General features: G+C 66.8%; 28 protein-coding genes. 26 read left to right on the top strand and 2 right to left on the bottom strand.

Annotated elements, in window-relative coordinates; genetic code table 11:
* Nucleotides 1-12 precede the first annotated feature (12 nt).
* The 6 genes from rplL (at nucleotide 13) to AB0B28_RS13100 (ending at nucleotide 12,880) form a co-directional block, all read left to right on the top strand.
* Nucleotides 13-393 carry a 50S ribosomal protein L7/L12 gene (gene rplL, locus AB0B28_RS13125; protein ID WP_360120333.1) on the top strand — a complete coding sequence of 127 codons (381 nt, stop codon included), beginning with the start codon at nucleotides 13-15 and terminating at the stop codon, nucleotides 391-393.
* Nucleotides 394-580: 187 nt separating this feature from the next.
* Entirely contained in the window at nucleotides 581-1,840 is a 1,260-nt protein-coding gene (locus tag AB0B28_RS13120) for a hypothetical protein (protein ID WP_360120331.1), read from the top strand.
* A 136-nt stretch (nucleotides 1,841-1,976) separates the two neighbouring features.
* On the top strand, nucleotides 1,977-3,152 hold the full coding sequence (locus tag AB0B28_RS13115) for a hypothetical protein (protein ID WP_360120329.1): 1,176 nt from the start codon (nucleotides 1,977-1,979) through the stop codon (nucleotides 3,150-3,152).
* Between the two features lie 95 nt (nucleotides 3,153-3,247).
* Nucleotides 3,248-4,456, top strand: coding sequence for a hypothetical protein (locus AB0B28_RS13110; protein WP_360120327.1), 1,209 nt, complete (start codon nucleotides 3,248-3,250; stop codon nucleotides 4,454-4,456).
* A gap of 1,019 nt (nucleotides 4,457-5,475) precedes the next feature.
* Nucleotides 5,476-8,910 (top strand): DNA-directed RNA polymerase subunit beta, encoded by a 3,435-nt coding sequence (locus AB0B28_RS13105; protein ID WP_360120325.1) that lies wholly within the window; start codon nucleotides 5,476-5,478, stop codon nucleotides 8,908-8,910.
* An 85-nt stretch (nucleotides 8,911-8,995) separates the two neighbouring features.
* Nucleotides 8,996-12,880 carry a DNA-directed RNA polymerase subunit beta' gene (locus AB0B28_RS13100; RefSeq protein WP_360120323.1) on the top strand — a complete coding sequence of 1,295 codons (3,885 nt, stop codon included), beginning with the start codon at nucleotides 8,996-8,998 and terminating at the stop codon, nucleotides 12,878-12,880.
* Between the two features lie 83 nt (nucleotides 12,881-12,963).
* Here the strand turns inward: AB0B28_RS13100 and AB0B28_RS13095 are convergent, their stop codons facing one another.
* Nucleotides 12,964-13,314, bottom strand: a complete 351-nt coding sequence (locus AB0B28_RS13095; protein ID WP_360120321.1) for a type II toxin-antitoxin system PemK/MazF family toxin — start codon at nucleotides 13,312-13,314, stop codon at nucleotides 12,964-12,966.
* Nucleotides 13,301-13,531, bottom strand: a complete 231-nt coding sequence (locus AB0B28_RS13090; protein ID WP_360120319.1) for a ribbon-helix-helix domain-containing protein — start codon at nucleotides 13,529-13,531, stop codon at nucleotides 13,301-13,303. The genes AB0B28_RS13095 and AB0B28_RS13090 overlap by 14 nt, the downstream gene beginning before the upstream one ends.
* A gap of 161 nt (nucleotides 13,532-13,692) precedes the next feature.
* Between AB0B28_RS13090 and AB0B28_RS13085 the strand changes: the two genes are divergently transcribed.
* The 20 genes from AB0B28_RS13085 to AB0B28_RS12990 all read left to right on the top strand — a co-directional run bounded on the left by AB0B28_RS13085 (nucleotide 13,693) and on the right by AB0B28_RS12990 (nucleotide 26,076).
* A complete protein-coding gene (locus AB0B28_RS13085) occupies nucleotides 13,693-14,010 on the top strand; it encodes a hypothetical protein (RefSeq protein WP_360120317.1) in 318 nt (105 codons plus the stop codon).
* Between the two features lie 611 nt (nucleotides 14,011-14,621).
* Nucleotides 14,622-14,993, top strand: coding sequence for a 30S ribosomal protein S12 (rpsL, locus tag AB0B28_RS13080; RefSeq protein WP_091039811.1), 372 nt, complete (start codon nucleotides 14,622-14,624; stop codon nucleotides 14,991-14,993).
* 3 nt (nucleotides 14,994-14,996) lie between these two features.
* On the top strand, nucleotides 14,997-15,467 hold the full coding sequence (rpsG, locus tag AB0B28_RS13075; RefSeq protein ID WP_030155149.1) for a 30S ribosomal protein S7: 471 nt from the start codon (nucleotides 14,997-14,999) through the stop codon (nucleotides 15,465-15,467).
* A 12-nt stretch (nucleotides 15,468-15,479) separates the two neighbouring features.
* Complete coding sequence (fusA, locus tag AB0B28_RS13070) at nucleotides 15,480-17,588, top strand: elongation factor G (protein WP_360120378.1); 2,109 nt, start codon at nucleotides 15,480-15,482, stop codon at nucleotides 17,586-17,588.
* A 127-nt stretch (nucleotides 17,589-17,715) separates the two neighbouring features.
* Nucleotides 17,716-18,909, top strand: a complete 1,194-nt coding sequence (gene tuf / locus AB0B28_RS13065; RefSeq protein ID WP_360120314.1) for an elongation factor Tu — start codon at nucleotides 17,716-17,718, stop codon at nucleotides 18,907-18,909.
* A gap of 399 nt (nucleotides 18,910-19,308) precedes the next feature.
* The gene (rpsJ, locus tag AB0B28_RS13060) at nucleotides 19,309-19,617 is read left to right on the top strand and encodes a 30S ribosomal protein S10 (RefSeq protein ID WP_026922761.1); all 309 of its coding nucleotides are present in this window, start codon (nucleotides 19,309-19,311) and stop codon (nucleotides 19,615-19,617) included.
* Between the two features lie 7 nt (nucleotides 19,618-19,624).
* A complete protein-coding gene (gene rplC, locus AB0B28_RS13055; RefSeq protein ID WP_360120312.1) occupies nucleotides 19,625-20,272 on the top strand; it encodes a 50S ribosomal protein L3 in 648 nt (215 codons plus the stop codon).
* A 1-nt stretch (nucleotide 20,273) separates the two neighbouring features.
* A complete protein-coding gene (rplD, locus tag AB0B28_RS13050; RefSeq protein ID WP_360120310.1) occupies nucleotides 20,274-20,924 on the top strand; it encodes a 50S ribosomal protein L4 in 651 nt (216 codons plus the stop codon).
* On the top strand, nucleotides 20,921-21,235 hold the full coding sequence (rplW, locus tag AB0B28_RS13045; protein ID WP_360120308.1) for a 50S ribosomal protein L23: 315 nt from the start codon (nucleotides 20,921-20,923) through the stop codon (nucleotides 21,233-21,235). Before rplD ends, rplW begins: the two co-directional genes overlap by 4 nt.
* A 22-nt stretch (nucleotides 21,236-21,257) precedes the next feature.
* Nucleotides 21,258-22,100: a 50S ribosomal protein L2 gene (rplB, locus tag AB0B28_RS13040; RefSeq protein WP_360120306.1), complete on the top strand. Its 843-nt coding sequence runs from the start codon at nucleotides 21,258-21,260 to the stop codon at nucleotides 22,098-22,100.
* 3 nt (nucleotides 22,101-22,103) lie between these two features.
* A complete protein-coding gene (rpsS, locus tag AB0B28_RS13035; protein WP_360120304.1) occupies nucleotides 22,104-22,385 on the top strand; it encodes a 30S ribosomal protein S19 in 282 nt (93 codons plus the stop codon).
* Nucleotides 22,386-22,419: 34 nt separating this feature from the next.
* On the top strand, nucleotides 22,420-22,884 hold the full coding sequence (rplV, locus tag AB0B28_RS13030) for a 50S ribosomal protein L22 (RefSeq protein WP_360120302.1): 465 nt from the start codon (nucleotides 22,420-22,422) through the stop codon (nucleotides 22,882-22,884).
* Entirely contained in the window at nucleotides 22,884-23,693 is an 810-nt protein-coding gene (gene rpsC, locus AB0B28_RS13025; protein WP_360120300.1) for a 30S ribosomal protein S3, read from the top strand. The genes rplV and rpsC overlap by 1 nt, the downstream gene beginning before the upstream one ends.
* 5 nt (nucleotides 23,694-23,698) lie before the next feature.
* The gene (gene rplP, locus AB0B28_RS13020) at nucleotides 23,699-24,124 is read left to right on the top strand and encodes a 50S ribosomal protein L16 (RefSeq protein ID WP_360120298.1); all 426 of its coding nucleotides are present in this window, start codon (nucleotides 23,699-23,701) and stop codon (nucleotides 24,122-24,124) included.
* A gap of 2 nt (nucleotides 24,125-24,126) precedes the next feature.
* On the top strand, nucleotides 24,127-24,360 hold the full coding sequence (gene rpmC, locus AB0B28_RS13015; protein WP_136528408.1) for a 50S ribosomal protein L29: 234 nt from the start codon (nucleotides 24,127-24,129) through the stop codon (nucleotides 24,358-24,360).
* Complete coding sequence (gene rpsQ / locus AB0B28_RS13010; RefSeq protein ID WP_360120295.1) at nucleotides 24,357-24,626, top strand: 30S ribosomal protein S17; 270 nt, start codon at nucleotides 24,357-24,359, stop codon at nucleotides 24,624-24,626. The genes rpmC and rpsQ overlap by 4 nt, the downstream gene beginning before the upstream one ends.
* A gap of 12 nt (nucleotides 24,627-24,638) precedes the next feature.
* Nucleotides 24,639-25,004: a 50S ribosomal protein L14 gene (gene rplN, locus AB0B28_RS13005; protein WP_091039823.1), complete on the top strand. Its 366-nt coding sequence runs from the start codon at nucleotides 24,639-24,641 to the stop codon at nucleotides 25,002-25,004.
* 3 nt (nucleotides 25,005-25,007) lie between these two features.
* A complete protein-coding gene (gene rplX, locus AB0B28_RS13000) occupies nucleotides 25,008-25,322 on the top strand; it encodes a 50S ribosomal protein L24 (RefSeq protein ID WP_360120293.1) in 315 nt (104 codons plus the stop codon).
* The gene (rplE, locus tag AB0B28_RS12995; RefSeq protein WP_360120291.1) at nucleotides 25,322-25,891 is read left to right on the top strand and encodes a 50S ribosomal protein L5; all 570 of its coding nucleotides are present in this window, start codon (nucleotides 25,322-25,324) and stop codon (nucleotides 25,889-25,891) included. Before rplX ends, rplE begins: the two co-directional genes overlap by 1 nt.
* A complete protein-coding gene (locus AB0B28_RS12990) occupies nucleotides 25,891-26,076 on the top strand; it encodes a type Z 30S ribosomal protein S14 (RefSeq protein ID WP_360120289.1) in 186 nt (61 codons plus the stop codon). The genes rplE and AB0B28_RS12990 overlap by 1 nt, the downstream gene beginning before the upstream one ends.
* Nucleotides 26,077-26,132: the final 56 nt, after the last annotated feature.

Below are 26,132 nucleotides of genomic sequence, written 5' to 3'. Positions count from 1 at the left end.
AAAGGAACCAACATGGCTAAGCTTTCCACGACCGAGCTGCTCGACGCTTTCAAGGAGATGACCCTCCTCGAGGTCTCCGAGTTCGTCAAGGCGTTCGAGGAAGAGTTCGACGTCACCGCTGCCGCTCCCGTCGCCGTGGCCGCTGCCGGCCCCGCCGCCGGTGGCGAAGCCGCCGTCGAGAAGGACACCTTCGACGTCGTCCTCGAGTCGGCCGGCGAGTCCAAGATCAAGGTCATCAAGGAAGTTCGCGGCCTGACCGGCCTCGGCCTCAAGGAAGCCAAGGAGCTCGTCGAGAGCGCCCCCAAGGCTGTCGTCGAAGGCGCGAAGAAGGAAGACGCGGAGAAGGCCAAGGAGGCCCTCGAAGGCGCCGGCGCCACCGTGTCGCTCAAGTAATCGCGACCTTCCACTCAGGACTTTCGAGTCTTCGAGCGGACCGAGGGGCCGCACTGCCGCAAGGCAGTGCGGCCCCTTTTTTCGCGCCCCGCGGAGATTTCTCAGAAGATTCCCTCCCGCCTGCAACGAAACCCGCCCATCGCCACGTCTTGCCGGTAGACACCGCACGCACACAAGGAGACAGACGATGTCCGTAAGGAGAGGGGCGGCCGCCATCGGCGCAGCGGCCGCGCTCGCACTCACCGCCGGTTGCGGCGCGCTCGGCCTCGGCGGCGAAGAACCCGAATCGGACGAGGCCCGTCTGGTCGGCATGCTCAACGAGGGCTACCGCATCGAAGCCGAGCTCTCGGCCGCGGAATACCGCATCATCCAGAACTGCCTTGAAGCGCAGGGCTTCACGATCCACGACCAGTGGTCGATCATGAGCTGGGACGCCTACGAGCAGGAATCCCTCACCGACTACTACCCCCATGAGGAATTCCTCATCGACCCCGACGAGGCCGCCGAGTACGGCTTCGGCCAGTGGGCCAACAGCCCCGACGGCTGGGAGGACCCCGCGTCCGAGGAGTACTACGACGCCCAGAACGCCAAGTGGGAAGAGGAAGAGGGCGACGACTGGGAAGAGCCCGACAACTCCGAGTTCGAAGGCCAAGAACCCGAAGACCAGTACAACTGGTACGTCGCCTTCTACGGCGAGGAGTACGTCACCCAGAACTACGGGACGCTCCAGGAGTACACCGACATGTACACCGGTGAGGGCGACTACGACGAGTCGGCCGAAGGCGACATCGTCGAAGACTTCCCCGAGGACGACGGCTCGCTCGTGGTCGAGAACGATGAGATGTACGTCGAGCCCAAGCCCGGCGGCTGCCAGATGGAGATGATCCAGGCCCTCTACGGCGAGCCCACCCTCGTCGAGGAGACCTTCGAGGACGACGGCGGCGGCGGCTACTCCTACTGGAGCTACCGCCCCGAGAACCCCAGCTACGGCGGCGACGAGTTCTGGGAGACCATCGAGTTCGACTACGCCGACGCCATGGGCGACACCCAGTACGAGTTCCTCGACTGCATCAGCGCCCGCGGCCACGAAGGCTGGGAGTTCACCGAGTACAACAGCCTCCCGATCTGGGAGTTCTTCGCCGAGCTCTACTACCAGAACGCCAGCGAAGAAGAGCGGATGTGGTGGTCCGACGGCCCCTCCTCCATCGAGGTCCCGCCGCTGCCCGACGACGCCGGCTCCTCCTACGAGGAGTGGAAGGTCTACGAGTCCAAGCTGGCCGTCGACTTCGCCGAATGCGGTGAAGAGACCGACTACGCCAAGACCTCCGAGGACGCCTACGAAGCGGCCAACCTCAAGGCCTACAGCGCCCTCGAAGAGGACTTCTACGCCTGGCAGGACGAGATGAACGACGCCATCAAGAAGGCCCAGGAGATCCTGGACGCCTAACGAGCCACCTCTCTATCGGGGAAAAAGAGGCCCGGGTCGCGCAGATGGGGCGCGGCCCGGGCCACAACCGTTCCACCGCCCCGCGGCGTCGTACCTTCAGTGGCACACCAGTGTGGACCCGGAAGGAACCGAACCCGTGACCCCTCGCCCCCTCATCGCCCCCGCCCTGGCCGCAGCCCTCGCTCTCGGCGGCTGCACCCTCTTCGGCGACGACGATCCCGAAGAACCCACCGGCGCAGCGGCCCTCCTCGCCTCGCTCAACGAGAACCGCCGCCTCGAAGACGAACTCGGCGACATCGAACGCCGCATCGTCCTCGACTGCATGGAGGAGCAGGGCCACACCCTGCACGACCCCTACGAGTTGCAGATCTGGGACACCGCCGAGCAGCAGTCGCTCGTCGAGCGCTACCCCTTCTCAGGCTTCCTGCTCGACCGCGAGATCGCCCTGGAATGGGGCTTCGGCCGCTGGGCCAGCACCGACCAGGCCATGACCACCGGCGTCTACCAGGAGTACATGGAGCGGTTCTGGCCCGAGTTCGCCGATGCCGATGCCGCCTACGCCGAGTTCAACGAGCTCGAACCCGAAGCCCTCCTCGACTGGTACATCGCCTTCATGGGCCAGGACTGGGCCGTCCACCGCACCGGCTACGAGTTCGCCGTCGAGTTCCTGGACATCGAAGAGCCCCAAGTCGACCCGGACGCCAACCTCGAACTCACCGGGAACCCCGACGCGTCGGTCGCCCCCGCGCCCGGCGGCTGCGTCCTGGAGATGATCGAGACCCTCTACGACCAGCCCCGCCCGGTCCCGGTCACCGGCCAGAGCGACGCCTACGTGTGGACCTGGGGCCCGGAGAACCCCGAGGACTCGGCCGACCAGGCCGCACTGCTGGCCGAGTACCGGTCCGCCGTCGCCGAAGCGGAAGACGCCATGGTCGACTGCCTCGCCGAAGACGGCCGCGAAGGTTGGGTCTTCGACGACACCGGAGCCCTGCCCGTCGGCCGCCACCTCAGCGCCGTCTACTACCCCGAGATGGAATGGGTCGGCGTCGACGGTGAAGAGCTCGACGCCCCCGCCTTCCCCGCCCCGCCGACCGACGTCCCCACCGACCTGGAGGGCCGCAAAGCCTTCGAGGTCGAGCTCGCGCTCGCCTTCGTCGACTGCGGCGAGACCTCCGGCTACCGCGAAGTCGCCACCGCCGCCTACGACCGCGTGCAGCTCGACTTCTACACCTCCATCGAGACCGAGCTCTTCACCTACCAGGACGACCTACGCGAAGCCCTGGCACAGGCCCAGGACGTCGTCGGCGGCTGAACCGGGCGAGACGGATCGCATACGGGGGCAACGGATCCACCTTCCCGCCCGTATAAGAGGGGGTACGCCCGATCCACCTCCGAGAAAGCAGCGACATGACACGGCTGAGAAGCACACAGTGGACCAGAGCGGCCGGGGCCCTCGCCCTCGCCTCGGCGCTGGCCCTCGCGGGTTGCGGCGATTCGCCCGAGGGCGAGGAGGCCGAGAAGAACCGGCCCCCGGGGGAGGGAACCCAGACCGACCTCCTGGCGCTGCTCAACGAATCGGACCGACTGCTCTCGGAACTGGTGACGGCCGAGAACCGGATCCTCGAGCAGTGCCTCGAAGACGAGGGGTTCACCGTCCACGACAAATTCACGATCCTGGATTCAGGCGCCGGTCTCGAGCTGGAGTCCCTGGCCTCCGGCGACGCTCCCGCGATGGACCTCTTCCCCGACCCGGACATGGCGGCGAAGTGGGGCTTCGGCGAGTGGGCGAACACCGACGAGGGCATGGCCGCGCCCGACTACGACGAGTACATGGACCTGCGCCACGCCGACCGGAGCGATTCGGAGACCGACGCGGCTGAGCTCGGCTTCGACGGAGAACAGGGGAGCATCGACAACTCCGCGTTCGAAGCGCTCTCCGAGGACGACAAGCTCGCCTGGTACGTCGCCTACGGAGGCACCGGGTTCGCCGCCTGGCAGGGCCTCACCGACGAGGAGTGGGAGGACTGGCGCGAAGAGTCCGGCGGGGCCACGACGCCCAAGCCCGACGGCTGCCTGCTGGAGATGACCGAGGGACTCTACGGCGAGCCCGAACTGGTCGTCGACGAGGAAGAGGGCACCGCCGCCTGGTCGGGCCGCCCCGATTCACCCGAGTTCGCCGGCTCCGGCTGGGAAGACATCCTCCCGACCTACCGCGAGCGCATCGCCGCCGAGGAGTCCGCGTTCCTCGACTGCCTCATCGACCGCGACCGAGGCGCCTGGGAGTACGACGAGTTCGGCACCGTCTACTACACCGGCTACTTCATCGGCGTGTACACCGGCCAGTGGGAGTCGACCGATGGGTCGAGCTACTCCGAAGGGGTGCCCACCCCGCCCTCGGACCTGCCCGCCGACTTCGAGGGGCTGCGCCGGCACGAGACCGAGGTCGCCGTCGACTTCGTCGAATGCGGCGCCGAGAGCGGCCTCAGCGAGGCGGCCCCGGCCGCCTGGGAAGCCGTCCACCTGGAGTTCTACCAGTCGATCGAGCCCGAGCTGTTCACCTGGCAGGACGAGCTCAAGGCCGCCCTCGACAAGTCCCAGGAGCTCATCGGGGCCTGACCCCGGCCGCGCCGTGAAGCGCCGTCACCTTCGCGGTGCCGGCTCGTTGTACAAGACGAGGCGGCCCCACAGCCGCCAGGTGCGAGGGCGGGACGCCGCAACCCGACCGGGCCCCGGCCCGTCGAAGGCGACGCAACGGCGTCCCGACCCGCATCACACCGAACACACCGCCAGGACCCGAGCCGCCCGCCCCCGCGGGCGGCTCGCTCCGCGCTCGGTGAATCCGCCCGCGGCGTGGCGTGGCATGGCGAGGCCGCGGACGGGTCCCGGCTTCCTTGCTCGCCTCGGGACCCGTCCTCGGCGCGGACCCCGCGTCGCTGCGCGTCACCACGCCCTAGCCGTCCGTTTTGCGACACGCCCGAGGTTGTCGCTCGTATGGGCGATTCCGGTATCGCCGTCGCGTCCTTCGCGCGCCACTTCTCGGGCCGCTCTTCGCCCTCATGTGCTGCGGCTCGCCCTTCGGCGCACGCGCAAGTGCGGCCCGCGCGAGCCCAGGTTCAGTCTTCCGGGGCGAAGGGGCGCATCCGGGCGAATGAGACGCCTGACTTGACGAACTGTGACTTGATCCTGCAAACTAGTTCCTCAAGCGCCATTGCGTGGCGCGCGCTACGTTCGCAGGCCTCGGGCTGGTCCCGGAGCCGCGGCGGGCGCAAGGACCGCGGTTCGCGGTCCGGAGGCAGACAGCAGGCGGCCCCAGGGCCGGGCCCGAAACGGGAGGAACTTCGGCAGCGCGAGAGATTGTCGTCATGACTTACCCCACCCCCCGGTGGGGAAGTTGACAGTCGCCGGAGCGTACATTAAGCTATTAATTTGCGCTGCCTCCTTCACGCCTTCTTGACGCGGTGAGGGTCGTGGACGGTGGGGATTCCAGGCTGTCGACCGACGTGACGCACCATGTTCTTGACATGGTGCCTCGATCCGACGCCTGCCTCCGGCTGTCCTCGTCGATCCCGCATTGATGCGGTGACTGTGGCATGCGCCGGCCGTCGTAACGTTCAAGGTCCTCGGAAGGACGAATCTTGGCAGCTTCCCGCACTGGCAAGACCAGCTCCAGCAAGAGCAAGCACGCACCTCGCCGTATCTCGTTCGGCAGGATCGAAGAGAAACTCGAAGTCCCGAACCTTCTGGCGCTCCAGACCGACTCGTTCGACTGGCTCGTCGGCAACGACGCGTACCGCGCTCGGGTGGGCGAGGACGCCGTGAGCGGCCTCGACGAGATCCTCGAAGAGATCAGCCCGATCGAGGACTTCTCGGGCACCATGAGCCTGTCCTTCTCCAATCCTCGCTTCGACGAGGTCAAGGCCCCCATCGAGGAGTGCCGCGAGAAGGACCTCACGTACTGTGCCCCGCTGTTCGTCACGGCGGAGTTCATCAACCACACCACCGGTGAGATCAAGAGCCAGACGGTCTTCATGGGCGACTTCCCCATGATGACCCCGAAGGGCACCTTCATCGTCAACGGCACCGAGCGCGTCGTGGTCTCGCAGCTCGTGCGCTCGCCGGGCGTGTACTTCGACAAGCAGCCCGACAAGACCTCCGACCGCGACCTCACCAGCGCCAAGGTCATCCCCGGCCGCGGCGCGTGGCTCGAGTTCGACGTCGACAAGCGCGAGACCGTCGGCGTGCGCGTCGACCGCAAGCGGCGCCAGGCCGTGACCGTGCTGCTCAAGGCCATCGGCTGGGACAACGACCGCATCCGCGAGCGCTTCGGCTGGTCCGAGCTCATGATGGCGACCCTGGAGAAGGACACCATCAACTCGCAGGACGAGGCCCTGCTCGACATCTACCGCAAGCTCCGTCCGGGCGAGCCGCCCACGAAGGACAACGCGCAGTCGCTCTTGGAGAACCTGTTCTTCAACAAGAAGCGCTACGACCTCGCCAAGGTCGGCCGGTACAAGGTCAACAAGAAGTTCGGCCTGGACACCCCGATCGCGACCGGCGTCCTCACCGAGGACGACCTGGCCGCCACGATCGAGTTCATGCTGCGCCTGCACTCGGCCGAGCCCGGTTACGGCCCCGACGACATCGACCACTTCGGCAACCGCCGCCTGCGCACCGTCGGCGAGCTCATCCAGAACCAGATCCGGGTGGGCCTCTCCCGCATGGAGCGCGTCGTGCGCGAGCGGATGACGACCCAGGACGTCGAGGCGATCACGCCGCAGACCCTGATCAACATCCGCCCCGTCGTGGCCGCGATCAAGGAGTTCTTCGGAACCTCGCAGCTGTCGCAGTTCATGGACCAGGTCAACCCGATCACGGGCCTGACCCACCGCCGTCGCCTCTCGGCGCTCGGCCCCGGTGGTCTGTCCCGCGACCGCGCCGCCATGGACGTGCGCGACGTGCACCCGTCGCACTACGGCCGCATGTGCCCGATCGAGACGCCCGAAGGCCCGAACATCGGCCTCATCGGCGCGATGTCGACCTTCGCCCGCGTCAACCCGTTCGGCTTCATCGAGACGCCGTACCGGAAGGTCGAGAACGGCAAGGTCACCGACGACATCCAGTACCTCACGGCCGACGAAGAGGACCGCTTCACCATCGCGCAGGCGAACCAGCTGCTCAACGACGACGGTTCGTTCGTCGACGCGCAGGTCCTGGCCCGCGGGCGCCACGGTGGCGAGGCCGAGCTGCTCACGGCCGACGAGATCGACTTCATGGACGTCTCGCCGCGCCAGATGACCTCGGTCGCGACCGCGCTGGTCCCGTTCCTGGAGCACGACGACGCCAACCGCGCCCTCATGGGCGCGAACATGCAGCGCCAGGCCGTGCCGCTGATCAAGACCGACTCGCCGCTGGTGGGCACCGGCATGGAGTACCGGGCCGCCGTCGACGCCGGTGACGTGGTCGTCGCCGAGGCCGAGGGCATCGTCGAGGACTCCAGCGCCGACTACATCACCATCGCGCAGGACAACGGCATGCGCCGCACCTACCTGCTGCACAAGTTCCGTCGCTCCAACGCCGGTTCGTGCATCAACCAGGTGCCCCTGGTCACCGAGGGCGAGCGCGTCGAGGCCGGGCAGCCGATCGCCGACGGTCCTTCGACCGACAAGGGCGAGATGGCCCTCGGCAAGAACCTGCTGGTCGCGTTCACCACCTGGGAGGGCCAGAACTTCGAGGACGCCATCGTGCTCTCCTCGCGTCTGGTCGAGGAGGACGTGCTCACCTCGATCCACATCGACGAGCACGAGGTCGACGCCCGCGACACCAAGCTCGGTCCCGAAGAGATCACCCGGGACATCCCGAACGTGGGCGAGGAGATGCTCTCCGACCTCGACGACCGCGGCATCATCCGCATCGGCGCCGAGGTCGAGGACGGCGACATCCTCGTCGGCAAGGTCACGCCCAAGGGTGAGACCGAGCTGACCCCCGAGGAGCGCCTGCTCCGCGCGATCTTCGGCGAGAAGGCCCGCGAGGTCCGCGACACCTCGCTCAAGGTCCCGCACGGCGAGGCCGGCACCGTCATCGGCGTCCGCACCTTCTCGCGCGAGGACGGCGACGAGCTGAGCCCTGGCGTCAACGAGCTGGTGCGCGTGTACATCGCGCAGAAGCGCAAGATCGGCGTGGGCGACAAGCTCGCCGGCCGCCACGGCAACAAGGGCGTCATCTCCAAGGTCGTGCCGCAGGAGGACATGCCGTTCCTGCCCGACGGCACCCCGATCGACATCCTGCTCAACCCGCTGGGTGTGCCGGGCCGTATGAACATCGGCCAGGTACTGGAAGTCCACTTGGGCTGGGCGGCCAAGACCGGCTGGAAGCTGGAGGGCTTCGACGAGGCCTGGCAGCAGGCCCTCAAGGCCATCGGGGCCGACGAGGCCCCAGCCGACTCGAAGGTCGGGACGCCGGTGTTCGACGGCGCCCACCCCGAGGAGGTCCAGGGCGTCCTGGCGAACACGCTGCCCAACCGCGACGGCCAGCGCATGGTCGCCCCCACGGGCAAGGCGCAGCTGTTCGACGGTCGCACCGGCGAGCCGTTCCCGGACCCGATCTCCGTGGGCTACATGTACATCCTGAAGCTCAACCACATGGTCGACGACAAGATCCACGCGCGTTCGACCGGTCCGTACTCGATGATCACCCAGCAGCCGCTCGGCGGTAAGGCCCAGTTCGGTGGCCAGCGCTTCGGTGAGATGGAGTGCTGGGCGATGCAGGCCTACGGCGCGGCGTACGCGTTGCAGGAGCTGCTGACGATCAAGTCCGACGACGTGGTCGGCCGCGTGAAGGTCTACGAGGCCATCGTCAAGGGCGAGAACGTGCCCGAGCCGGGCATTCCCGAATCGTTCAAGGTGCTGCTCAAGGAGCTCCAGTCGCTCTGTCTCAACGTGGAGGTGCTGTCCGCCGACGGGCAGGCCATCCAGATGACCGAGAGCGACGACGAGGTCTTCCGCGCGGCCGAGGAGCTGGGGATCGACCTGTCCCACGAAGAGCCCTCGTCCGTGGACTTCGAAAGCGCCTGACGTCGAGTGAGGGCGGGGAATCGAACACCCGCCCTCCCTTACGTCTCATCCAATCCTTAAGAATCACAAGGGGAAGAAGAGTTCAGTGCTCGACGTCAACTTCTTCGACAAGTTGAAGATCGGCCTCGCGACCGCGGAGGACATCCGGCAGTGGTCGCACGGCGAGGTGAAGAAGCCCGAGACCATCAACTACCGCACCCTCAAGCCCGAGAAGGACGGTCTCTTCTGCGAGAAGATCTTCGGTCCCACCCGGGACTGGGAGTGCTACTGCGGCAAGTACAAGCGCATTCGCTTCAAGGGCATCATCTGTGAGCGCTGCGGCGTCGAGGTGACCCGCTCGAAGGTCCGCCGCGAGCGGATGGGCCACATCGAGCTCGCCGCGCCGGTGACGCACATCTGGTACTTCAAGGGTGTGCCGTCCCGTCTGGGCTACCTGCTCGACCTGGCGCCGAAGGACCTGGAGAAGGTCATCTACTTCGCGGCCTACGTCGTGACCGCGGTCGACGAGGAGGCCCGCCAGCGGGACCTGCCGACCCTGGAGAACGAGATCGTGGCCGAGAAGCGCCACCTCGAGCAGCAGCGCGACGCCGCGATCGAGGAGCGCGCCTCGAAGCTGGAGGCCGACATGGCCGAGCTGGAGGCCGAGGGCGCCCGCGCCGACGTCCGCCGCAAGGTCAAGGACGGCGGCGAGAGGGAGATGCGCCAGATCCGCGACAAGGCCCAGCGTGAGATCGACCGTCTCGACGAGGTCATGGACACCTTCCGCAAGCTCGAGGTGCGCCAGCTCATCGGCGACGAGATGCTCTACCGCGAGCTGCAGCAGCGTTTCGGCGAGTACTACTCGGGCGGGATGGGCGCGGAGTCCATCAAGAACCTGCTGGAGAACCTGGACCTGGACGCCGAGGCGCAGAGCCTGCGCGAGACGATCGCGACCGGCAAGGGCCAGAAGAAGCTCCGCGCGCTCAAGCGCCTGAAGGTCGTGGCCGCGTTCCAGGCCACCGGCAACTCGCCGCTGGGCATGGTCCTCGACTGCGTCCCGGTGATCCCGCCGGAGCTGCGCCCGATGGTGCAGCTCGACGGCGGCCGGTTCGCGACCTCGGACCTCAACGACCTGTACCGCCGCGTGATCAACCGCAACAACCGCCTCAAGCGGCTGATGGACCTCGGCGCGCCCGAGATCATCGTCGCCAACGAGAAGCGGATGCTCCAGGAGTCGGTGGACGCGCTGTTCGACAACGGCCGCCGCGGCCGCCCGGTGACGGGCCCGGGCAACCGTCCGCTCAAGTCGCTCTCGGACATGCTCAAGGGCAAGCAGGGCCGGTTCCGTCAGAACCTGCTGGGCAAGCGCGTGGACTACTCGGGCCGTTCGGTCATCGTGGTCGGCCCGCGCCTCAAGCTCCACCAGTGCGGTCTGCCCAAGCAGATGGCCCTCGAACTGTTCAAGCCGTTCGTGATGAAGCGCCTGGTGGACCTGAACCACGCGCAGAACATCAAGTCGGCCAAGCGCATGGTCGAGCGCGCGCGTCCGGTCGTGTGGGACGTGCTCGAAGAGGTCATCTCCGAGCACCCGGTCCTGCTCAACCGCGCGCCCACGCTGCACCGCCTCGGCATCCAGGCCTTCGAGCCGCAGCTGGTCGAGGGCAAGGCCATCCAGCTGCACCCGCTGGTGTGCACCGCGTTCAACGCCGACTTCGACGGCGACCAGATGGCCGTGCACGTGCCGCTGTCGGCCGAGGCCCAGGCCGAGGCCCGCATCCTGATGCTGGCGTCGAACAACATCCTCAAGCCCTCGGACGGCAAGCCGGTGGCCCTGCCCACGCAGGACCAGATCATCGGCCTGTACTACCTGACGCACCTCTCCGAGGGGCGTCCGGGCGAGGGTCGGGCGTTCTCGGACGTCGGCGAGGCCCAGATGGCGAAGGACCGCGGTGAGCTGGACCTCCAGTCGCGCATCCGAATCCGCCTGGACGGCATCGAGTCGATCAACAACGGCGGCGGCGAGGAGTGGACGGCCCCCGAGGGCTGGACCCCCGGCGAGCCGCTGCTGGTCGAGACCACGCTCGGCCGCGTGTTCTTCAACGAGTGCCTGCCGCCGGACTTCGAGTACGTCAACTACGAAGTCCGCAAGGGACAGCTGTCGAACATCATCCACGACCTGTCCGAGCACTACTCGAAGGTGCAGCTGGGCGCCTGCCTGGACGCCTTGAAGTCCGCGGGCTTCCGCTGGGCCGGCTGGTCGGGTGTGACCATCGGCATCGAGGACGTGGTGGAGCCGGCGCACAAGGCCGAGATCCTGGAGAAGTACGAAGCGGACTCCGCCAAGATCGACAAGCAGTACGTGCGCGGTCTGATGACGGCCGAGGAGCGCCGCGGCGAGCTCACCGAGATCTGGACCAAGGCCACGGCCGAGGTGCTCGACGACCTCAACGAGACGCTCCAGCCGGAGAACCCGCTGTGGCAGATGATCAACTCGGGCGCGCGAGGCAACATGCTCCAGCTCCGCCAGATCGCCGGCATGCGCGGCCTGGTGGCGAACCCGAAGGGCGAGATCATCCCGCGTCCGATCAAGTCCTCGCTGCGCGAGGGCCTGACGGTGCTGGAGTACTTCATCTCCACCCACGGTTCGCGCAAGGGCCTGGCCGACACCGCGCTGCGGACCGCCGACTCGGGTTACCTGACCCGTCGTCTGGTGGACGTGTCGCAGGACGTCATCATCCGCGAGGACGACTGCGGCACCGACCGGGCGCTCGACTTCCCGATCGCCGTCGAGATCGAGGGGAGCCTGATCGAGTCCGACCTGGTCGAGACCTCGATCGACGCGCGCAACCTCGCCGACGACGTGGAGGTCGACGGCAAGGTCCTGCTGCCTCGGAACACGTCGCTGAACTCCGACCACATCGCCGAGCTGGTGGCCGCGGGCGTCACCAACGTCAAGGTCCGCTCGGTGCTCACCTGCGAGTCCCGCCAGGGCGTCTGCGCGGCCTGCTACGGCCGTTCGATGCCCACCGGCGAGAAGGTCGACCTCGGCGAGGCCGTCGGCATCATCGCCGCGCAGTCGATCGGTGAGCCCGGCACCCAGCTGACGATGCGCACCTTCCACACCGGTGGTGTGGCCGGTGACGACATCACGCAGGGTCTGCCGCGTGTGCAGGAGGTCTTCGAGGCGCGCATCCCCAAGGGCAAGGCGCCGATCGCCGAGGCGAGCGGCACCGTGCGCATCGAGGACGCCGAGAAGAGCCGCAAGATCATCATCACCCCGGACGACGGGTCCGAGGAGATCGTGGTCGACAAGGTCCCGCGTCGCCTGCGCCTGCGCGTGGGCGAGGGCGAGCACGTCGAGGTCGGCGAGAAGCTCGTCGAGGGCACCATCGACCCGCACGAGCTGCTGCGCGTGCTCGGTCCGCGCAAGGTCCAGCGCCACCTGGTGGAGCAGGTCCAGGACGTGTACCGCTCGCAGGGCGTGATGATCCACGACAAGCACATCGAGATCATCGTGCGCCAGATGCTCAAGCGGATCACGATCATCGACTCGGGCACCTCGGAGTTCCTGCCGGGCTCCCTGGTCGACCGCCTGGAGTTCGAGGAGCAGAACCGCAAGATCATCGCCGACGGCGGCGAGCCGGCCTCCGGCCGCCCGCAGCTGATGGGCATCACCAAGGCCTCCTTGGCGACCGAGTCGTGGCTGTCCGCGGCCTCGTTCCAGGAGACCACCCGGGTGCTCACCGAAGCGGCGATCTCCGGCAAGTCCGACTCGCTGGTCGGCCTCAAGGAGAACGTGATCCTCGGCAAGCTCATCCCGGCCGGTACCGGCATCGCCAAGTACCGCAACGTGTCCGTCGAACCCACCGAGGAAGCCAAGGCCGCGGTCTACTCCCTCGGCGGCTACGAGGACACGACCGCGAACGCCTTCGCCTACGGCGGCGGCCCCGCGGTCAGCCTTGAGGACTCGTACGACCTGGGTTCCTTCTAGCCACAAAACGCCGATTCCCGACGGCAACCAGAAAAGACCCGGTGGGGCCGAGCGCGAAAAGCGCCCGGCCCCACCGGGTCTTTCTATCGGAGGTTGAGGTGTACTCGGATGGCGTCGTCGATCTGTGACATCAACTCGGCGTTGACCGATCCGATCCGGCTGTAGATCCGCTCGACGTCGGCTGCCTTGAGCTGTTCAGCCTGGGCCTTGGAGTCGTGGTCGAGCCCGGTCGTTTCAGCGGGAAGGAACACTTGGAACGGGAAGACCTTCTTCGTGTTGGTCGTCATCGGTACGACCGTGAGCACGCCGCGGCCGAGGCGCTCGGCTTGGCGATTCGCGTGGTCATTGGTGACGATGACCGCGGGTCGGACCTTGTTCGCTTCAGAGCCGCGCGAGGGCTCGAAGTCGATCAGGTAGATGTCACCTCTCCTCATCGGTGATCCCGTCGCCTGTGATCGAGTCCCACAGTTTCGCGTCTTCGGACCCGTACCACTCGTCCCAGGCGGCTTCGTACTGTTTACCGAGCTCCGCCTCGCGCAGCATCGCGATGCTGCGCTGCACCGCGGCCGAGCGGGAGGCGATGCCGTGCTCACGCGCGAAGTTGTCGAGGAAGCGCACGTCCTCGTCAGGAATGCTCAGACTTACTTTCATGCTCGTTATCATACCCAAGATTCTTACCGTTCGTATCAATCAAGGGAGGGATTACGAGGGCGCGTCGCGAGTGTGTCGCAGTGGTGTGCGTCGCAACGCCCTAGGATGGGCGGGTGGTTGAGATCGGGCGGGGGGTTCGGCATCCTTTCGATGCTGAGCCTGTGGAGTCGACGAAGCTGGTGGCGGCTCGGTTGCTGGCCGGGGTCGGGGTGGCGTTGTCGGTGTTCGTCGGCGGGGTGATTCCGGCGGTCGTGGCGCTCGTGCTCGCCAAGCAGGCCGAGGCCGACATCCTCGCGTCCGAGGGGTTCCTCACCGGAGGCTCGCGCCTGGCCGCCGTCCGGCGGACCGCGTGGGTCGCCATCGGTATCGCGGCCGGGGTGGTCGTGGTGATGCTGCTGGTGTGGGTGCTCGCGTTGGCCCGGGACGCGGGCGGGGCCGAGTACGGCGGGAACGTCGCGGCCACGGCGGCGACGCGCTAGGGAACTGCTGGTGAACAACGTCGCCGACGGGGCATCCCGCGCGGTGGGGTCCCATTCAGCGAGCTAAGATGGGCCACGGTGTGTCTACCGCATCGAACGAGCCGGTCAAGGTTCGTCTCCTCCGCAACGGGTGACTGTGAACACGGATGCCCCGCGGGGATAAAACGGCTTTGACCTTGTTCGTTAGGCTAGGTAGGCTTTTCCCTTGCGCCTGGACACCGCTTTGAGCGGCATGGTGGCCCTGTCAACTCCGGCAGCTCGGTCCCCGTGAGAGCCAGGCCAGGTTGCGTGCCTGCAAGGCTGCGGAGCTTCGGCCCCGCCGGCCGGCGCCATCGGCACGCATCCCTCGCACTGGGGGCTTCGCCGACATCGGTTCTGATAGCCGGTCCCATCAGGGATACGTCAGCGAACGCGTCTGAACCTGCGCAGCGCGGACTTCGGTCTGCGACGTGGCGGGTATGGGTCCGGAGAGACGCGACACGCCCGAACGCGGGGGACGGGAACCCATGCCATGCGACCAGGCCGTTCACGGCCCGCGCGGCGAGGGTGGACAAGATGGCGTCGACCAGTCAGGAATACGCAACCGTCGAGAGTTGAGGGGGGTCGGCTTAGTGCCAACCATCCAGCAGCTGGTCAGGAAGGGCCGCAAGGCCAAGACCAGCAAGAACAAGACGCCCGCGCTGAAGGGCAGCCCGCAGGCGCGCGGCGTGTGCACCCGCGTGTACACGACCACGCCGAAGAAGCCGAACTCGGCCATGCGCAAGGTCGCCCGCGTGCGTCTCATGAACGGCACCGAGGTCACCGCCTATATCCCGGGCGTGGGTCACAACCTCCAGGAGCACTCGATCGTGCTCGTGCGCGGCGGTCGCGTCCGCGACCTCCCCGGTGTCCGCTACAAGATCATCCGTGGCGCGCTCGACACCCAGGGTGTCCGCGACCGCAAGCAGGCCCGCAGCCGCTACGGCGCGAAGAAGGAGAAGTAAGCCATGCCGCGTAAAGGTCCCGCGCCGCGCCGGCCGCTTACCGCCGACCCGGTCTACAACTCGGTGCTCGTCACCCAGCTGATCAACAAGGTCCTCAAGGACGGCAAGCGCCGCCTGGCCGAGCGCATCGTCTACGAAGCGCTGGAGAACTGCCGCAAGAAGGCTGACTCCGACCCCGTGGTCATCCTCAAGCGCGCCCTCGACAACGTGAAGCCGACCCTCGAGGTCCGCTCCCGCCGCGTCGGTGGCGCCACCTACCAGGTCCCCGTGGACGTGCGCCCGCAGCGCGCCACCACGCTGGGCCTGCGCTGGCTCGTCGGGTACTCCCGCGACCGCCGCGAGAAGAGCATGGTCGAGCGTCTGACCAACGAGATCCTGGACGCCTCGAACGGTCTCGGTGCGGCTGTCAAGAAGCGTGAGGACACGCACAAGATGGCCGATTCCAACAAGGCGTTCGCGCACTACCGCTGGTAGTGAGAAGGAGACATCGTGGCTAACAAAGCCAACGCCGAGCTCGCCAAGCTCCGCAACATCGGCATCATGGCCCACATCGACGCCGGTAAGACCACCACCACCGAGCGCATCCTGTACTACACGGGCGTGTCGCACAAGATCGGCGAGGTCCACGACGGCGCTGCCACGATGGACTGGATGGAGCAGGAGCAGGAGCGTGGTATCACCATCACCTCCGCCGCTACCAAGTGCGAGTGGGACGACCACATCATCCAGATCATCGACACGCCCGGCCACGTCGACTTCACCGTCGAGGTCGAGCGCTCCCTGCGCGTGCTGGACTCCGCGATCGCCGTCTACGACGGTGTCGCGGGCGTCGAGCCGCAGACGGAGAACGTCTGGCGCCAGGCCAACAAGTACAACGTGCCTCGCATGTGCTTCGTCAACAAGCTCGACCGCACGGGTGCGAACTTCTTCCGCTGCGTCGAGATGATGCAGGACCGCCTCAACTCCAACACCGCGGTGATCCAGCTTCCGATCGGGAACGAGTCCGACTTCATCGGCGTCGTCGACCTGGTCGAGATGCACGCCAAGGTGTGGCGCGGCGAGACCGGTCTGGGCGAGGAGTACACGGTCGAGGAGATCCCCGCCGATCTCGCCGACCAGGCCGCCGAGTACCGCGAGAAGCTGCTGGAGACCCTCTCGGACGCCGACGACGAGTTCGCCGAGCGCTTCCTGGAGGGCGAGGAGATCTCGACCGCCGACGTCAAGGCCGCGATCCGGAAGGCGACCATCGCCAACCAGATCAACCCGGTCCTGTGCGGTACCGCGTTCAAGAACAAGGGCGTCCAGCCCCTGCTCGACGCGGTCGTGGACTACCTGCCGAGCCCGCTCGACATCACGGCGATCCAGGGGACCCTCACCGACAACGAGACCCCCGCCGAGCGTCACGCGGACGTCGAGGAGCCCTTCGCGGCCCTCGCGTTCAAGATCCAGACCGACAAGCACCTCGGGCGTCTCACCTACGCCCGGATCTACTCGGGCACGATCGAGACCGGCACGCAGGTCATGAACTCGACCAAGAGCCGCAAAGAGCGCATCGGCAAGATCTACCAGATGCACGCGAACAAGCGCGAAGAGCGCAAGGACGCGCAGGCCGGCGACATCATCGCGATCCAGGGCCTCAAGGCCACCACGACCGGTGACACGCTGACCGACTCGAACTCGCAGGTGATCCTGGAGTCGATGATCTTCCCCGAGCCGGTCATCGACGTGGCCATCGAGCCCAAGTCGAAGGCCGACCAGGACAAGCTGGCCACCGCGATCCAGCGTCTCGCCGAAGAGGACCCGACGTTCCGGGTCAAGACCGACGAGGACTCCGGCCAGACGATCATCTCCGGCATGGGCGAGCTGCACCTCGACATCCTGGTCGACCGCATGAAGCGGGAGTTCAACGTCGAGGCCAACATCGGCAAGCCGCAGGTGGCCTACCGCGAGACGGTCACCCAGCGGGTCGAGAAGGTCGAGTACCTGCACAAGAAGCAGACCGGTGGTTCCGGTCAGTTCGCGCGCGTGCTGGTCAACCTCGAGCCGCTGGAGATGAAGACGAACGAGGACCCGATCTTCGCGTTCGACGACAAGATCACCGGTGGCCGCATCCCGCGCGAGTACATCCCGTCGGTCAAGGCCGGCGCGGAGTCCGCGCTCGAAGACGGCGTCCTGGCGGGCTTCCCGCTGGTGGGCGTGAAGATGGAACTGATCGACGGTCAGTACCACGAGGTCGACTCCTCGGAGATGGCCTTCAAGATCGCGGGTCGCATGGCGCTGAAGGAGGCCGCGAAGCGGGCTCGTCCGGTGATCCTCGAACCCATGATGTCCGTCGAGGTCATCTGCCCTGAAGACAACATGGGCGATGTCATCGGCGACATCAACTCCCGTCGCGGCATGGTCCAGGAGATGGGCGAGCGGGGCAACGACCGCACGGTCAAGGCCGTCGTGCCGCTGTCGGAGATGTTCGGTTACGTCGGCGACCTGCGGTCGAAGACGGCCGGGCGCGCGAACTACTCGATGCAGTTCGACACCTACGCCGAAGTCCCGACGAACGTCGCCAAGGAAATCATCGCCAAGGCGACAGGCGAGTAAGCGGCTCGGGCACCCAAGCCTGGGTGCCCACCGCTACCACCTGTTGCCAGCGCGGCGCTGCTGCACCGAAGCGACGCAATAGGTCAGATAAGTCAAACCAGATTTACCCAGTCCACAGGAGGACGAAGTGGCTAAGGAAAAGTTCGAGCGGAACAAGCCGCACGTGAACATCGGCACGCTCGGTCACGTCGACCACGGCAAGACCACGCTGACCGCGGCGATCACCAAGGTCCTGCACGACAAGTACCCGGACCTGAACCCGTACACGCCGTTCGACGAGATCGACAACGCGCCTGAGGAGAAGCAGCGCGGCATCACGATCTCGATCTCCCACGTCGAGTACCAGACCGAGTCGCGCCACTACGCGCACGTCGACTGCCCCGGTCACGCCGACTACATCAAGAACATGATCACCGGCGCGGCCCAGATGGACGGCGCGATCCTGGTCGTGTCCGCCGCTGACGGCCCCATGCCGCAGACCCGCGAGCACGTCCTCCTCGCCCGCCAGGTCGGTGTCCCGTACATCGTCGTGGCGCTCAACAAGTCCGACATGGTCGACGACGAGGAGATCCTCGAGCTCGTCGAGATGGAGGTCCGCGAGCTGCTGTCCGACCAGAACTTCCCCGGCGACGACGCCCCGGTCGTTCAGGTCTCCGCTCTGGGCGCCCTCGAGGGCGAGCAGAAGTGGGTCGACGCGGTGGCCGAGCTCATGCAGGCCGTCGACGACTCGGTTCCGGAGCCGGAGCGCGAGATGGACAAGCCGTTCCTCATGCCGATCGAGGACGTCTTCACCATCACCGGCCGCGGCACCGTGGTGACCGGTCGCGTCGAGCGCGGCGTGCTGCTCCCGAACGAGGACGTCGAGATCGTCGGCATCCGCGAGGGCGCCATCTCCACCAAGGTGACCGCGATCGAGATGTTCCGCAAGACCCTCGACGACGCGCGCGCCGGTGAGAACGTGGGGCTCCTGCTCCGCGGCACCAAGCGCGAAGAGGTCGAGCGCGGCATGGTCGTCGTGAAGCCGAAGACCACGACCCCGCACACCGACTTCGAGGCTCAGGTCTACATCCTGTCCAAGGACGAGGGCGGGCGTCACACGCCGTTCTTCAACAACTACCGTCCGCAGTTCTACTTCCGGACCACCGACGTGACCGGCGTCGTGACCCTCCCCGAGGGCACCGAGATGGTCATGCCGGGCGACAACACCGACATGAAGGTGGAGCTCATCCAGCCCATCGCCATGGACGAGGGTCTGCTCTTCGCGATCCGCGAGGGCGGGCGCACCGTCGGCTCCGGCCGCGTCGTCAAGGTCCTCAAGTAAGACCGGTTCCGGGGTGGCTCGAAAGAGCCGCCCCGGTTCCTTTGCCTTCCGGGACGGCCGACTTCGGCTTCGGAGGGCGACGACCAACGCACACGCGTAACCTGTCCCACTGTTGCCCGACCCCAGCTTGCTGGGGCATCGAGGGAGCAGGCATAATATTCAGGTTGCGTACGCTCCGACGCGTCCAGTGCCGTGCACTGCGCAGCGTCGGCGCTCACGCCCGGCCCGCGGGCCCGAGTAGGCACACGAACGTGCTGAGAGGGACCGTTTCACGACGGGCAGGCGGGCGAGCCAAGAGACCAATGGAGGGCACCGCTGTGCCCGTGTCAGTCTCGCACTCGCGACACGCCCGACCGCGTGGAGCGGTCTGAACAGCCAATTTACGTAAGGTTAGGAATCATGGCGGGACAGAAGATCCGCATTAGGCTGAAAGCCTACGACCACGAGGTCGTGGACTCCTCGGCCCGCAAGATCGTGGAGACGGTCACCCGTACCGGTGCTGCCATCTCCGGGCCGGTGCCGCTGCCGACCGAGATCAACCGTTTCTGTGTCATCCGGTCGCCGCACAAGTACAAGGACTCGCGAGAGCACTTCGAGATGCGCACGCACAAGCGCCTCATCGACATCCTCGACCCGACCCCGAAGACGGTCGACTCGTTGATGCGCCTTGACCTCCCGGCCGGTGTCGACATCGAGATCAAGCTGTAGGGGACCAATGGACAGGCAGATCAAGGGAATCCTGGGCACCAAGCTCGGCATGACCCAGGTTTGGGACGAGAACGGCCGCGCCGTTCCCGTCACTGTGGTGCAGGCCGGCCCGAACGTGGTCACCCAGGTCCGCAAGCCCGACGTCGACGGCTACTCCGCCGTCCAGCTGGGCTTCGGCGACATCAAACTCAAGAACGTCACCAAGCCGATCCAGGGCCACTTCGAGAAGGCCGGCGTCGCCCCGCGTCGCCACCTTGTCGAACTGCGCACCGCGGACGCCGCCGACTACGACCTCGGCCAGACCGTCGAAGCCACGATCTTCGAAACCGGTCAGCTCGTCGACGTCACCGGCACGACCAAGGGCAAGGGCTTCGCGGGTGTCATGAAGCGTCACGGCTTCAAGGGCCTCCCCGCCAGCCACGGCGCCCACAAGGTCCACCGCGCCCCCGGTTCCATCGGCGGTTGCGCGACCCCCGGCCGTGTCTTCAAGGGCATGCGCATGGCGGGCCGCATGGGCCACGCGCGCCACACCACGCAGAACCTGCGCATCCAGGCGGTCGACGCCGAGCGCGGCCTGCTGCTCATCGTGGGCGCGATCCCCGGTCCGAAGAACGGCCTGGTGCTCGTTCGCACGGCAGTGAAGCAGGTGGCCTGATATGAGCCTCGAAATCAATGTGAAGGACGCCTCTGGCGCCGCGACCGGGAAGACCATCGAGCTCCCGGCGTCGATCTTCGACGTCGAGCCGAACATCCCGCTCATGCACCAGGTCGTCACGGCGCAGCTGGCCGCCGCCCGCGCGGGCACGGCCAAGACCAAGACCCGCGCCGAAGTCCGCGGCGGCGGCAAGAAGCCGTACCGCCAGAAGGGCACCGGCCGCGCCCGTCAGGGCTCGATCCGCGCGCCGCAGTTCAACGGCGGTGGCATCGTCCACGGCCCGCAGCCGCGGTCGTACGCCGAGCGGACCCCCAAGAAGATGAAGGCCGCCGCTCTCGCCGGTGCCCTCACCGACCGGGTGCGCGGCGAGAACGTGCACGTCATCGACGCCTTCATCGAGGGCGACGCGCCCAAGACGAAGACCGTCAAGGCGGCGCTGGCGGCGATCACCGAGGCCTCCAAGGTCCTCGTGGTCCTGACCCGCGACGAGCAGACCGCGGCCCTGAGCCTGCGGAACCTGCCCGAGGTCCACCTGCTCGACTGGGGCCAGGTGAACACCTACGACGTGCTCAACAACGAGGACATCGTGTTCAGCGAGGCCGCCATCGAGGCGTTCATCGCTGACCGGACTGAGCAGGAGGTCGCGGCGTGAGCGAAGTGACCGTCGCCGACCCGCGCGACATCATCATCAAGCCGGTCATCTCGGAGAAGTCCTACACCCTCCTGGGCGAGGGCAAGTACACCTTCGAGGTCGACCCGCGCGCCAACAAGAGCCACATCAAGATCGCCGTCAAGCAGATCTTCGGTGTGGACGTCAAGAGCGTCAACACCCTGAACCGGTCGGGCAAGCGCAAGCGCACCCGCACCGGCTGGGGCCAGCGCAAGAGCGTCAAGCACGCGATCGTCACCGTCGAGGGCGACCCCGGTCGTCTCGGTGAGATCTTCGGCGGACAGATCGCCTAAGAGACGCAGGGAGTTAACCGAAATGGCTATTCGCAAGTACAAGCCCACGACGCCTGGTCGTCGCGGCTCCAGCGTCTCCGATTTCGCCGAGATCACCCGTTCGACCCCCGAGAAGTCGCTGCTGCGCCCGATCTCCAAGACCGGCGGCCGCAACAACTCGGGCAAGATCTCGACGCGTCACCGCGGCGGCGGCCACAAGCGCCGTTACCGGGTGATCGATTTCCGACGCCACGACAAGGACGGCATCCCGGCGAAGGTCGCTCACATCGAGTACGACCCGAACCGGACCGCGAACATCGCCCTGCTGCACTACGCGGACGGCGAGAAGCGCTACATCCTGGCCCCCAAGGGCATCAAGCAGGGTGACCTGATCGAGAACGGCCCGGAGGCCGACATCAAGCCCGGCAACTCGCTGGAGCTGCGTCACATCCCGGTCGGTACCACCGTGCACGCGGTGGAGCTCAAGCCCGGCGGCGGCGCCGCTCTGGGCCGCTCCGCGGGCGCCTCGATCCAGCTCCTCGCCCGTGAAGGCAAGTACGCGCACCTGCGCATGCCCTCCGGTGAGATCCGCCTGGTCCAGGTCACCTGCCGCGCCTCCATCGGCGAGGTCGGCAACGCCGAGCAGGGCAACATCAACTGGGGCAAGGCCGGCCGCATGCGTTGGAAGGGCTGGCGCCCGACCGTCCGCGGTGTCGTCATGAACCCGGTCGACCACCCGCACGGTGGTGGCGAGGGCCGCACTTCCGGTGGTCGTCACCCGGTGAACCCGCAGGGCAAGCCCGAGGGTCGCACCAGGAAGCGGAACCACCCGAACGACCGGCTCATCGTGCGCCGTCGCCACGCCAACCGGAAGCGGGGGAAGTAATCCATGGCTCGCAGCCTCAAGAAGGGCCCGTTCGTCGACGACCACCTCCAGAAGAAGGTGGACTCGGCGATCGAGACCAAGAGCAAGAACGTCATCAAGACGTGGTCGCGCCGCTCGACGATCACTCCGGACTTCATCGGACTGACCTTCGGGGTCCACGACGGGCGCAAGCACGTCCCGGTGTACGTCACCGAGAACATGGTCGGGCACAAGCTCGGGGAGTTCGCTCCCACCCGCACGTTCCGGGGCCACGAGAAGGACGACCGCAAGAGCCGTCGCCGCTAGGCCACGGGTATTAAACGAACGAAGGATTAGAACGATGGCAACAGTGGAGCAGGAGGCTCCGAAGGCGCGTGCGTCGGCGCGGTACGTCCGCGTAGCGCCCCGCAAGGCGCGCCGCGTCGTCGACCTCGTGCGTGGTCTGCCCGTGGACGAGGCCTTGACGACCCTGGAGTTCGCGCCGTTCAGCGCGGCCGAGGTCGTGTACAAGGTCATCGCGTCGGCTCAGGCGAACGCCGAGAACAACCTCGGTCTGGACCCGGAGTCGCTCCTGGTGTCCGAGATCAAGGTCGACGAGGGCCCGACCATGCGCCGGTACCGTCCGCGCGCCCACGGTCGCGCCTACCGGATCAACAAGCGCACCAGCCACATCACCGTGGTGGTCGAGTCGGTCCAGGCCAAGCAGTCCGCCGCTCCGTCGGTGCGCCGCCCCAAGGCGGCCGCCCCGAAGCCGGTCGAGGCCGAAGCGAAGTCCGAGTCCGCTGAGAAGGAGGAGACCGAGTAATGGGTCAAAAAATCCACCCGCACGGGTACCGCCTCGGCATCAGCAGTGACTGGACGTCGCGCTGGTACGCCGACAAGGAGTACGCCGACTACATCGGCGAGGACGTCAAGATCCGCAAGCTCATGACCAAGGGCCTTGAGCGCGCCGGCATCTCCAAGGTGGAGATCGAGCGCACCCGCGAGCGGGTTCGCGTCGACATCCACACCGCCCGCCCGGGCATCGTCATCGGCCGCAAGGGCGCCGAGGCCGATCGTCTGCGGGGCAACCTGGAGAAGCTCACGGGCAAGCAGGTCCAGCTGAACATCATCGAGGTCAAGAACCCCGACATCGATGCGCAGCTGGTCGCCCAGGGCGTCGCGGAGCAGCTGTCCAGCCGTGTCAACTTCCGGCGGGCGATGCGCAAGGCCATTCAGTCGGCCATGCGCAACCCCACCGTGAAGGGCATCAAGGTGCAGTGCTCCGGCCGCCTCGGCGGCGCGGAGATGTCCCGTTCGGAGCAGTACCGCGAGGGCCAGGTCCCGCTGCACACGCTCCGCGCGAACATCGACTACGGCCTGTTCGAGGCCGCCACGACCTTCGGCCGCATCGGCGTGAAGGTGTGGATCTACAAGGGTGAGGCCACGCTCAAGGAGCAGGCCGAGCAGGTGCAGCGCCGTCGTGACTCCGGTCCCGACCGCGGTGGCCGCGGTCGCGGCGGTGCCGGTGGCGCCGCTCGCGGTGGTCGCGGCCGTGGTGGCCGCCAGGCCGCCCAGCCTGCCGAGGCCGCCGTCGCCGCGCCCGCCGCTGAGACCGAGAAGCAGGAGGGCTAAGCGACATGCTCATGCCACGGAAACCGCCGCGCGGTTACCGGAAGCCTCACGCTCCCAAGCGCAAGGGCAAGGCCACTCGCGGCACGAAGGTCTCCTTCGGCGAGTACGGCATCCAGGCGCTGGAGCACAGCTACGTGACCAACCGCCAGATCGAGTCCGCTCGTATCGCCATGACCCGCCACATCAAGCGTGGCGGCAAGGTGTGGATCACGATCTTCCCCGACCGCGCGATCACCAAGAAGCCGGCCGAGACCCGTCAGGGTTCCGGTAAGGGTTCGCCCGAGTACTGGGTGGCCAACGTCAAGCCCGGCCGCGTCATGTTCGAGCTGTCGTACCCGACCGAGGAGACCGCCCACGAGGCGCTCCAGCGGGCGATTCACAAGCTCCCCATGAAGTGCCGCATCGTGACCCGCGAAGGGGCAGGTGAGTAGTGATGGCTACTGGTATCGACACCGGTGAGCTGCGCGAGCTCAGCGACAAGGAACTCCAGGCGAAGCTCGTGGAGAAGAAGGAAGAGCTGTTCAACCTGCGGGTCCGTAACGCTACGGGCCAGCTGGAGAACAACCACGAGCTCGGTCTGGTCCGCAAGGAGATCGCGCGGATCTACACCGTGATGAACGAGCGCCGGCTGGGCCTCAGCGCAGCGCCCGAGGAGGTTGAGAAGTGAGCGAGGAAACTCAGACTCGCGGTCGGCGCAAGGTGCTCGAGGGCCTGGTCGTCGGCGACAAGATGGACAAGACCGCTGTCGTCGAGGTCGAAGACCGCAAGAAGCACGCGCTGTACGGCAAGGTCGTCAAGTCCAACAAGAAGTACAAGGCCCACGACGAGAACAACGAGGCCGGCATCGGTGACCGCGTCTCCATCATGGAGACCCGTCCCCTGTCGAAGTCCAAGCGTTGGCGCATCGTCGAGATCCTTGAGAAGGCCAAGTAGGGAGATCGGGACGTGATTCAGCAAGAGTCTCGGCTCAAGGTCGCCGACAACACCGGTGCGCGGGAGATCCTGTGCATCCGGGTGCTGGGCGGCTCGGGCCGACGCTATGCCGGTATCGGCGACACGATCGTGGCCTCCGTCAAGGACGCCACCCCGGGTGCCGGGGTGAAGAAGGGCGACGTCGTGAAGGCCGTCATCGTGCGGACGGTGAAGGAGACTCGCCGCCCGGACGGGACGTACATCAAGTTCGACGAGAACGCCGCTGTTCTGGTCAAGGACGGCGAACCGCGAGGGACTCGTATCTTCGGGCCGGTCGCCCGGGAGCTGCGCGACAAGCAGTTCATGAAGATCATCTCCCTCGCACCGGAGGTGCTGTAAGAGATGAAGATCAAGAAAGGCGACCGCGTCCGCGTCATCGCCGGCAAGGACAAGGGTGCTGAGGGCCTCGTGCTGGAGGCGTACCCCGACCGCGAGCGCGTGCTCGTCGAGGGCGTCAACCGCATGACCAAGCACACCAAGGCCGGGCAGACGGCCCGTGGCTCCAAGACCGGCGGGATCGTCGTTCAGGAAGCCGCGATCCACGTGTCCAACGTGCAGGTCCTCGACGCCGACAACCAGCCCACCCGCGTGGGCTACCGGTTCGGCGAAGACGGCCGCAAGGTCCGCGTTTCGAAGCGGACGGGTAAGGACCTGTAATGACTGACGTTGCAGAAAAGGTCGAGCCGCGCCTGAAGACGACCTACCGGTCGGAGATCAAGCCCGCGCTCCAGGACCAGTTCAAGTACGCCAACATCCACCAGATCCCCGGTCTGACCAAGATCGTGGTGAACATGGGTGTGGGCGAGGCCGCTCGCGACTCCAAGCTCATCAACGGGGCCCTGGCGGACCTGACCACGATCACCGGGCAGAAGCCGCTCGTGCGTCTGGCCAAGAAGTCGATCGCGCAGTTCAAGCTGCGCGAGGGCCAGGCGATCGGCGCGAAGGTCACCCTTCGCGGCGACCGCATGTGGGAGTTCCTCGACCGCCTCCTGGCGATCGCGCTGCCGCGCATCCGCGACTTCCGCGGGCTCTCGGACCAGCAGTTCGACGGCAACGGGAACTACACCTTCGGTCTGACCGAGCAGAGCGTGTTCCCCGAGATCGACCAGGACAAGATCGACCGGGTTCGCGGTATGGACATCACGCTGGTGACCACCGCGAAGACCGACGACGAAGGCCGGGCGTTCCTGAAGCTGCTCGGCTTCCCGTTCAAGGAGAACGACTAATGGCGAAGAAAGCCCTCATCGCGAAGGCCAACCGGAAGCCGAAGTTCGCCGTGCGCGCCTACACCCGCTGCCAGAAGTGCGGCCGGCCCAAGGCCGTCTACCGGAAGTTCGGCCTGTGCCGTGTCTGCGTTCGCGACATGGCCCACGCCGGGGAACTCCCGGGCGTCCACAAGGCTTCTTGGTAGCAACCGCTCCTATCGTCACAGGCCCCGCCGTGCTCCATAAGGCGGGGAACCGGGGT

Origin of the sequence: Glycomyces sp. NPDC046736, from assembly GCF_040645615.1 — a bacterium.
In the GTDB taxonomy this organism is placed as follows: Bacteria; Actinomycetota; Actinomycetes; order Mycobacteriales; family Micromonosporaceae; genus Glycomyces.
The sequence above is the reverse complement of the archived record's forward strand: the minus strand, read 5'-3'. Positions and strand labels throughout refer to the sequence as shown.

What these genes read in the sequence shown, in the direction of transcription:
- rplB (WP_360120306.1), top strand. Translation starts at nt 21,258, where the DNA reads ATGGCTATTCGCAAGTACAAGCCCACGACGCCTGGTCGTCGCGGCTCC.
- AB0B28_RS13120 (WP_360120331.1), top strand. Translation starts at nt 581, where the DNA reads ATGTCCGTAAGGAGAGGGGCGGCCGCCATCGGCGCAGCGGCCGCGCTC.
- AB0B28_RS13110 (WP_360120327.1), top strand. Translation starts at nt 3,248, where the DNA reads ATGACACGGCTGAGAAGCACACAGTGGACCAGAGCGGCCGGGGCCCTC.
- AB0B28_RS13095 (WP_360120321.1), bottom strand. Translation starts at nt 13,314, where the DNA reads ATGAGGAGAGGTGACATCTACCTGATCGACTTCGAGCCCTCGCGCGGC.
- rplX (WP_360120293.1), top strand. Translation starts at nt 25,008, where the DNA reads ATGAAGATCAAGAAAGGCGACCGCGTCCGCGTCATCGCCGGCAAGGAC.
- rplL (WP_360120333.1), top strand. Translation starts at nt 13, where the DNA reads ATGGCTAAGCTTTCCACGACCGAGCTGCTCGACGCTTTCAAGGAGATG.
- rplE (WP_360120291.1), top strand. Translation starts at nt 25,322, where the DNA reads ATGACTGACGTTGCAGAAAAGGTCGAGCCGCGCCTGAAGACGACCTAC.
- rplP (WP_360120298.1), top strand. Translation starts at nt 23,699, where the DNA reads ATGCTCATGCCACGGAAACCGCCGCGCGGTTACCGGAAGCCTCACGCT.
- rpsC (WP_360120300.1), top strand. Translation starts at nt 22,884, where the DNA reads ATGGGTCAAAAAATCCACCCGCACGGGTACCGCCTCGGCATCAGCAGT.
- AB0B28_RS13090 (WP_360120319.1), bottom strand. Translation starts at nt 13,531, where the DNA reads ATGAAAGTAAGTCTGAGCATTCCTGACGAGGACGTGCGCTTCCTCGAC.
- rplD (WP_360120310.1), top strand. Translation starts at nt 20,274, where the DNA reads ATGAGCCTCGAAATCAATGTGAAGGACGCCTCTGGCGCCGCGACCGGG.
- rpsJ (WP_026922761.1), top strand. Translation starts at nt 19,309, where the DNA reads ATGGCGGGACAGAAGATCCGCATTAGGCTGAAAGCCTACGACCACGAG.
- rpsS (WP_360120304.1), top strand. Translation starts at nt 22,104, where the DNA reads ATGGCTCGCAGCCTCAAGAAGGGCCCGTTCGTCGACGACCACCTCCAG.
- rplC (WP_360120312.1), top strand. Translation starts at nt 19,625, where the DNA reads ATGGACAGGCAGATCAAGGGAATCCTGGGCACCAAGCTCGGCATGACC.
- rpmC (WP_136528408.1), top strand. Translation starts at nt 24,127, where the DNA reads ATGGCTACTGGTATCGACACCGGTGAGCTGCGCGAGCTCAGCGACAAG.
- AB0B28_RS12990 (WP_360120289.1), top strand. Translation starts at nt 25,891, where the DNA reads ATGGCGAAGAAAGCCCTCATCGCGAAGGCCAACCGGAAGCCGAAGTTC.
- rplV (WP_360120302.1), top strand. Translation starts at nt 22,420, where the DNA reads ATGGCAACAGTGGAGCAGGAGGCTCCGAAGGCGCGTGCGTCGGCGCGG.
- rpsG (WP_030155149.1), top strand. Translation starts at nt 14,997, where the DNA reads ATGCCGCGTAAAGGTCCCGCGCCGCGCCGGCCGCTTACCGCCGACCCG.